We start from the raw sequence: 7,364 nt of genomic DNA, 5'->3' as shown, positions 1-7,364 counted from the left end.
TTTCGACCGGATTCGTACGTTGCAACTCGGCTTCGAGGGACTCCTTCGTCTCTAATTCGGCAATCACGAAACGGCCAGAAGACACATCTAGAGTCGCATAGCCAAAGCCCACTTTGCCTTGATAAACCGCGGCCAACAGATTGTCTTGCCGCTCCTGCAATAGCGCTTCATCGGTTAAGGTTCCTGGGGTGACAATGCGTACGACTTTGCGCTCAACCGGACCTTTTGAGGTGGCAGGATCGCCAATCTGTTCGCAAATCGCAACCGATTGGCCAATTTGAACCAATTTTGCGAGATAGCCTTCAACTGCATGGTAAGGGATACCCGCCATCGGGATCGGGTCGCCACCACTTTTGCCTCGGGCCGTAAGGGAAATGCCCAATAATTCAGAGGCTCGTTTGGCGTCATCATAGAAGAGTTCATAGAAGTCACCCATACGATAAAACAGCAGCATGTCGTGATGCTCTGCTTTCATGGTCAAATATTGACGCATCATCGGGGTATGTTTTTCTAAATCATCGGTATCTATAGGATTCATTAAATCGTTATCGTCCGCTATGCCGGCCCTGAAATAGGGAATAAAGTCATACAGTAATGGGAGATAAAATCAGTTGATTTGCACTATTACTGTCTAAAATCAATTGGCGCCAATCTTAGCAACAATTTACAGAAAATTGATCCTCAAAGCGTGGATATTCACTGATATCTTGATAAATCTGCAGGATGGGTGGGTAAAAGCTTGTCTAAACGGGAAAATTTTCAGGTATAAAAATAATTCATTCACAGGTATTGATACTGTATGATTGTACAGTATACTAGTCAGCAGATTACGACAAAGAGCCTCGCTTTTTGATCACCCGCTTTATTAAATTGAATATCACTTTTGACAGTACTGATGCTGTCTAGATGAGGGAACAGGAATGAAGGTCGATCCAAACAAAGAGAAAGCACTTGCTGCGGTATTGAGCCAAATTGAGAAGCAATTTGGTAAAGGCTCCATCATGAAGCTGGGCGAAGACCGCTCTATGGATGTTGAGACCATTTCTACTGGTTCTCTTTCCCTTGACGTTGCCCTCGGTGCGGGCGGCCTACCAATGGGCCGTATTGTTGAGATTTATGGCCCTGAATCATCAGGTAAAACAACTCTGACATTAGAAGTGATTGCAGCTGCTCAGCGCGAAGGTAAAACCTGTGCCTTTATCGATGCGGAGCACGCTCTCGATCCTATCTACGCGAAAAAGTTAGGTGTAGATATTGATAACTTATTGTGTTCACAACCCGATACCGGTGAACAAGCTCTTGAGATCTGTGATGCGTTAACCCGTTCTGGCGCGGTAGATGTGATCATCGTTGACTCAGTCGCTGCATTAACACCCAAGGCAGAAATTGAGGGCGAAATCGGTGACTCACACATGGGCTTAGCGGCGCGTATGATGAGCCAAGCGATGCGTAAGTTAGCGGGTAACCTCAAGCAATCGAACACATTGTTAATTTTCATCAACCAAATTCGTATGAAGATTGGTGTGATGTTTGGTAACCCAGAAACCACAACGGGTGGTAATGCTCTGAAATTCTATGCTTCTGTTCGTTTAGATATTCGCCGTACTGGTGCTATCAAAGAAGGCGACGAAGTGGTTGGTAACGAGACTCGTGTCAAAGTCGTTAAAAACAAAGTGGCTGCACCATTTAAGCAAGCTGAGTTTCAAATCCTTTACGGTCAAGGTATCAACCGTACTGGCGAGTTAGTCGATTTAGGGGTAGCCCATAAACTGATTGAGAAAGCTGGTGCTTGGTATAGCTACAAGGGCGATAAAATTGGTCAAGGCCGTGCCAATGCGGGTAAATATTTGACTGAAAACCCAGCCATTGCCGCTGAAATCGATAAGACATTGCGTGAGTTATTATTGAGTAACCCAAGTGCACTGGCATCATCAGCATCCGATGATGATAATATCGAGGGGAATATTGATTTAGAAACAGGCGAAGTATTCTGAGCCAGTCTGCCCGTCAAATTGCGGTCGCGCTGTTAGCGCGCCGCGATTATTCCCGCCAAGAAATCCGCACAAAACTGCTCGAAAAAGGCTTTGAGGTCGCTGATATCGATCCTGTGCTTGATGATTGTGAAGCGTCAGGATTTATCAATGATAAGCGCTATGCCGAGCTTCTCGTTCGAAGCCACATTGCCCGTGGTCATGGACCAATACGCATTCGTCAAGCTATTGCTCAAAAGGGGCTTACTAAAGATTGTATCGAAGCTGCCTTATCTGCAAATGAGCATGATTGGTTTGAGTTGGCAAAAGCGAAAGCCATCAAAAAGTATACGGTCCCTAAAGTGCTTGAAGTAAAAGGCTCACTATCCCGCGAGCAAATCGCAAAAGAAAAAGCCAAACGAGTACGGTTTTTACTGAGCCAAGGCTTTAATTACGAACAAGTCACCTATGCCTTAGATTATGATCCTTTGGAAGATAATGATGACTAGGGCGTGTAGACGTTTCGAGATTACATTTTGTTCGTTCTGGCAAGTTCGTGCTCGCGAAACGAGGAATGATGTGTAGTTTACTCAAATGACGAGCGGCTCTTATGGCAGAAAGTAAGAGCAAGGGCTTGCCAGACGAACCCTTCGGGCAGTATTTGGCTGGCTTTTCTGCCGCGTTATCGTCCGTTTATGTAGAATAACTACACTGCACGGACTTTGCCTTGCATAAAAGCCAGCCAAACTGCTGCAAAAATAACCCTGAAACGTCAACACGCCCTAATGTAATCATATAAACTTGCCCTGGTAAGTTTGTGCTTATCATTCTTAACTCAGTTCATCTCCCTCACAGAATTAGTCCTTTTTCACCACTTTCACCTTGGGTTGTTGTGATAAGCCCTGTATTAGATGAAAACTCATCGAAAATATTAGACTCCGAAGCGCGATATCGCTATTCAAGGCTGGTCGTCTTTCTTCAGTCTGCTTATAATGCTGGGCAAATAGAAATACGGCTACCTTATGGTGTAGCTGGTCATGCTTACCCAATTCAGGACGATTTCATGTATCAAACGACAGCAGCGCTTAGAAGTGCTTTCCTCGAATTTTTCCGCAGCAATGGTCACCAAGTTGTGGACAGTAGTTCTCTTGTACCAGGCAACGATCCCACGCTTTTATTCACCAACGCCGGTATGAACCAGTTCAAGGACGTGTTTCTTGGCATGGACAAACGTAGCTATACACGTGCGACCACTGCCCAACGCTGCGTCCGTGCGGGTGGTAAACACAACGATTTAGATAACGTTGGTTACACCGCGCGTCACCATACTTTCTTCGAAATGCTGGGTAATTTCAGCTTTGGTGATTACTTCAAAGAAGATGCGATTCGTTTTGGTTGGACCTTCCTGACTGAAGTATTGAAGCTACCAAAGGAGCGTCTGTGTGTAACTGTTTATCAAACAGATGATGAAGCCTTTGAAATTTGGAATAAAAAGATTGGTGTTGCTGCTGAAAACATCATTCGCATCGGCGATAACAAGGGCGCGCCATACGCTTCAGATAACTTCTGGCAAATGGGCGATACTGGTCCTTGTGGCCCTTGTACCGAAATTTTCTATGATCACGGCGACCACATTTGGGGTGGACGTCCTGGTAGCCCAGAAGAAGATGGCGACCGTTTCATCGAAATTTGGAACATCGTATTCATGCAATACAATCGCCAAGCCTCTGGTGAGATGTTGCCGCTGCCAAAACCTTCAGTCGATACTGGTATGGGGATTGAGCGTATCGCTGCAATTATGCAGGGGGTTCATTCAAACTACGAAATCGATATTTTCCGCGCCTTGATCGCCAAAGCAGCCGAAATCATCGGCGTGACAGACTTATCTAACAAGTCACTGCGTGTGATTGCCGACCATATTCGTTCATGCGCCTTCTTAGTTGCAGATGGTGTAATGCCATCGAACGAAGGTCGTGGTTATGTACTGCGCCGTATTATTCGCCGTGCTGTGCGTCATGGTAACAAGTTAGGGGCAACTGAAGCCTTCTTCTACAAGTTAGTTCCGACGCTAATCGAAGTGATGGGCGATGCCGCTAAAGGTTTAGCCGATACTCAAGTGATTGTTGAAAAAGCCCTTAAAGCGGAAGAAGAACAGTTTGCCCGTACGCTTGAGCGTGGTTTAGGCATTCTGGATAGCGCGTTAAACGAATTGCAGGGCGACACCTTAGACGGTGACACTGTCTTTAAACTGTACGATACCTATGGCTTCCCAGTGGATTTAACCGCCGACGTATGCCGTGAGCGCAACATTATCGTCGATGAAGCAGGTTTCGAAGTGGCAATGGCAGAACAACGTAGCCGCGCGCAAGCCGCGGGTAACTTCGGCGCCGATTACAATGCTGCATTGAAAATTGATGCTGAAACCGCATTCTGTGGTTACACAGAACTCACAGGCAATGCCAAAGTCACAGCACTTTACCTAAACGGTGAGTCAGTTTCTGCAATCAATGCGGGTGATGATGCCGTAGTCGTGCTCGATGTGACGCCATTCTATGCAGAATCGGGCGGTCAAGTCGGTGACAAGGGCGTATTAGTAGCTCAAGGTATTGAGTTCGCTGTTAGCGATACGCAAAAGTTTGGTCAAGCTTCAGGTCACAAAGGTACGTTAACGGCTGGCAGCTTAAGCGTTGGCCAAGTACTTGAAGCAAAAGTGGATAAGAAACTGCGTCACCGCACCCAGTTAAACCACTCTGTGACTCACTTATTACATGCTGCGCTGCGTCAAGTGTTGGGCACTCACGTTACTCAAAAAGGTTCGTTAGTTGACCCTGAGCGTTTACGTTTCGACTTCTCTCATTTCGAAGCGGTCAAACCAGCTGAATTGAAACAGGTTGAAGAGTTAGTCAACACCCAAATTCGCCGTAACCATGAGCTGAAAGTCGCTGAAATGGCGATTGATGAAGCGAAAGAAAAAGGCGCTATGGCGCTCTTTGGTGAGAAGTACGATGCACAAGTGCGTGTTGTCACTATGGGCGATTTCTCTATCGAACTGTGTGGTGGTACTCACGTTGGTCGTACCGGTGACATTGGTCTGTTCAAAATTACCTCTGAAGGCGGTATCGCTGCGGGCGTTCGCCGTATCGAAGCGGTAACTGGCGCGGCAGCGATGGCCTATGTGGCACAGCAACAGGCACAACTTGAAGAAGCGGCAGCACTACTGAAAGGCGATACTCAATCCGTTGTGACCAAGCTTAAAGCCCAGCTGGATAAAATGAAACAGCTTGAAAAAGACATGCAGCAACTGAAAGATAAGTTAGCTGCGGCAGCGAGTGCGGATTTAGCGGGTGATGCGGTTGTGGTTAATGGCGTTAACGTGCTGATTAAGAAGCTGGAAGGCGTTGAGGCGGGTGCACTTCGCGGCCTTCAGGATGAGCTAAAACAAAAGCTTAAATCTGCGGTTATTCTGCTAGGTGTAGCCCAAGAAGGCAAAGTGAACCTTATCGCGGGGGTCAGTAACGACTTAGTTGGTAAAGTTAAAGCTGGCGAACTGGTGGCTATGGTCGCTGCGCAAGTCGGCGGTAAAGGCGGTGGTCGTCCAGATATGGCTCAAGCGGGTGGTAGCCAACCAGAAAATCTGGATGCGGCTCTATCTCAAGTATTACCTTGGATTACTGAGCGTTTAGCTTAAGAGGTTGCTGTGCTCGAAAAACGAAAGCTTAGTGGTAGCAAGCTTTTTGTGAAGAAGTTTGGCGGCACCTCGGTGGGTTCGATTGAACGCATCGAAGTAGTTGCTGAGCAGATTGCAAAGTCCGCTCACAGTGGTGAGCAGCAAGTATTGGTCCTTTCTGCTATGGCAGGTGAGACAAATAGGCTATTTGCGCTAGCGGCGCAAATCGATCCCCGCGCAAGTGCGCGGGAACTCGATATGCTGGTCTCTACGGGTGAGCAAATCAGTATTGCGTTAATGGCTATGGCGTTGCAACGCCGTGGTATCAAAGCAAGATCCCTGACAGGCGATCAAGTGCAAATCCATACAAATAGCCAATTTGGTCGGGCGAGTATTGAAAGTGTTGATACGGAGTACTTAACCTCCTTGCTGGAACAAGGCATCGTGCCTATTGTGGCAGGATTTCAAGGGATCGATCCTAATGGCGATGTCACCACTTTAGGTCGTGGTGGTTCGGATACGACGGCTGTGGCGCTAGCGGCGGCGCTAAGAGCCGATGAGTGTCAAATATTTACCGATGTCCCAGGCGTTTTTACGACAGACCCTAATATCGACAGCAGTGCTAGACGTCTCGATGTGATTGGTTTTGATGTCATGCTCGAAATGGCTAAGCTCGGTGCTAAGGTGCTTCATCCTGACTCGGTCGAATATGCGCAACGGTTTAAAGTACCGCTGCGGGTGTTGTCGAGTTTTGAAGCTGGTCAGGGCACATTAATTCAATTTGGTGATGAGTCTGAGCTTGCGATGCCCGCATCCGTACAAGGAATTGCGATCAATAAGGCCTTAGCAACCTTGACCATTGAAGGGTTATTTACCAGCAGTGAGCGTTATCAAGCCTTATTAGCTTGTTTGGCTCGACTTGAGATAGACGTTGAGTTTATTACTCCTTTGAAATTGAATGAAATGTCACCAGCGGAGTCTGTCAGCTTTATGTTGGCCGAGACGAAAGTGGATGTTTTATTGCATGAGCTTGAAGTTTTAAGTGAAAGTCTTGATCTAGGCCAATTGAATGTTGAGCGTCAACGTGCAAAAGTGTCCTTAGTTGGCAAAGGTTTACAGGCAAAAGTTGGATTATTGACTAAGATGTTAGATGTATTGGGTAACGAAACAATCCATGCTAAGTTACTTTCGACATCGGAGAGTAAATTGTCAACTGTGATCGATGAAAGGGACTTACACAAGGCAGTTCGAGCGTTGCATCACGCATTCGAGCTAAATAAGGTGTAATTAAATAACTGTTTGAGTATTGAATACTATTAATTTGTACTCAGCTGACCCTATAATAAGCCCATCTACCGGATGAGTGCCGTGTGTAAGCTGAATTAAGACATAAAGGAGCTATCGAATGCTGATTTTGACTCGTCGTGTTGGCGAAACACTGATGATTGGTGATGAAGTCACAGTTACAGTGCTAGGGGTAAAAGGCAATCAAGTGCGTATCGGTGTGAATGCACCGAAAGAGGTTTCTGTTCACCGTGAAGAAATCTATCAACGCATTCAATCTGAAAAATCAGGTACGCCTTCAGAAGGCGGTAACTTTTAATACGAAGCTTATGCGAGTATTAGTCAGATAAAAAAGTCAGTTTTTAAACTGACTTTTTTATTTTTGAAACCGAAAGATTGGCGTAAATCAACACATTGGCTTGATATAACCGCAATGTGATTAA

Annotated in this window: 5 protein-coding genes and 1 pseudogene; 5 read left to right on the top strand and 1 reads right to left on the bottom strand. The window is 46.2% G+C overall.

Going from position 1 to position 7,364, the window contains the following annotated elements; translation table 11 throughout:
- Positions 1-538, bottom strand: a pseudogene (locus L976_RS12650) (DNA mismatch repair protein MutS); the annotation flags it as partial.
- A 382-nt stretch (positions 539-920) separates the two neighbouring features.
- On the opposite strand from L976_RS12650, the gene recA reads away from it, so the two are divergent.
- The 5 genes from recA (at position 921) to csrA (ending at position 7,240) form a co-directional block, all read left to right on the top strand.
- Positions 921-1,994, top strand: coding sequence for a recombinase RecA (gene recA / locus L976_RS12645; RefSeq protein WP_037420979.1), 1,074 nt, complete (start codon positions 921-923; stop codon positions 1,992-1,994).
- Between the two features lie 17 nt (positions 1,995-2,011).
- Entirely contained in the window at positions 2,012-2,479 is a 468-nt protein-coding gene (locus L976_RS12640) for a regulatory protein RecX (protein WP_373290347.1), read from the top strand.
- Between the two features lie 554 nt (positions 2,480-3,033).
- Positions 3,034-5,658: an alanine--tRNA ligase gene (gene alaS / locus L976_RS12635; protein ID WP_047537214.1), complete on the top strand. Its 2,625-nt coding sequence runs from the start codon at positions 3,034-3,036 to the stop codon at positions 5,656-5,658.
- 9 nt (positions 5,659-5,667) lie between these two features.
- Positions 5,668-6,924 carry an aspartate kinase gene (locus tag L976_RS12630; RefSeq protein WP_047537211.1) on the top strand — a complete coding sequence of 419 codons (1,257 nt, stop codon included), beginning with the start codon at positions 5,668-5,670 and terminating at the stop codon, positions 6,922-6,924.
- Positions 6,925-7,042: 118 nt separating this feature from the next.
- Positions 7,043-7,240, top strand: coding sequence for a carbon storage regulator CsrA (csrA, locus tag L976_RS12625; protein ID WP_006082602.1), 198 nt, complete (start codon positions 7,043-7,045; stop codon positions 7,238-7,240).
- The last annotated feature ends 124 nt before the right edge of the window (positions 7,241-7,364 follow it).

It is taken from the genome of Shewanella sp. ZOR0012 (assembly GCF_000798835.1).
GTDB classification, from domain to species: Bacteria; Pseudomonadota; Gammaproteobacteria; order Enterobacterales; family Shewanellaceae; genus Shewanella; species Shewanella xiamenensis.
The sequence above is the reverse complement of the archived record's forward strand: the minus strand, read 5'-3'. Positions and strand labels throughout refer to the sequence as shown.

Bases quoted from the DNA above. Each gene is read 5' to 3' on its own strand.
- alaS (WP_047537214.1), top strand. From the start codon at position 3,034: ATGTATCAAACGACAGCAGCGCTTAGAAGTGCTTTCCTCGAATTTTTC.
- csrA (WP_006082602.1), top strand. From the start codon at position 7,043: ATGCTGATTTTGACTCGTCGTGTTGGCGAAACACTGATGATTGGTGAT.
- recA (WP_037420979.1), top strand. From the start codon at position 921: ATGAAGGTCGATCCAAACAAAGAGAAAGCACTTGCTGCGGTATTGAGC.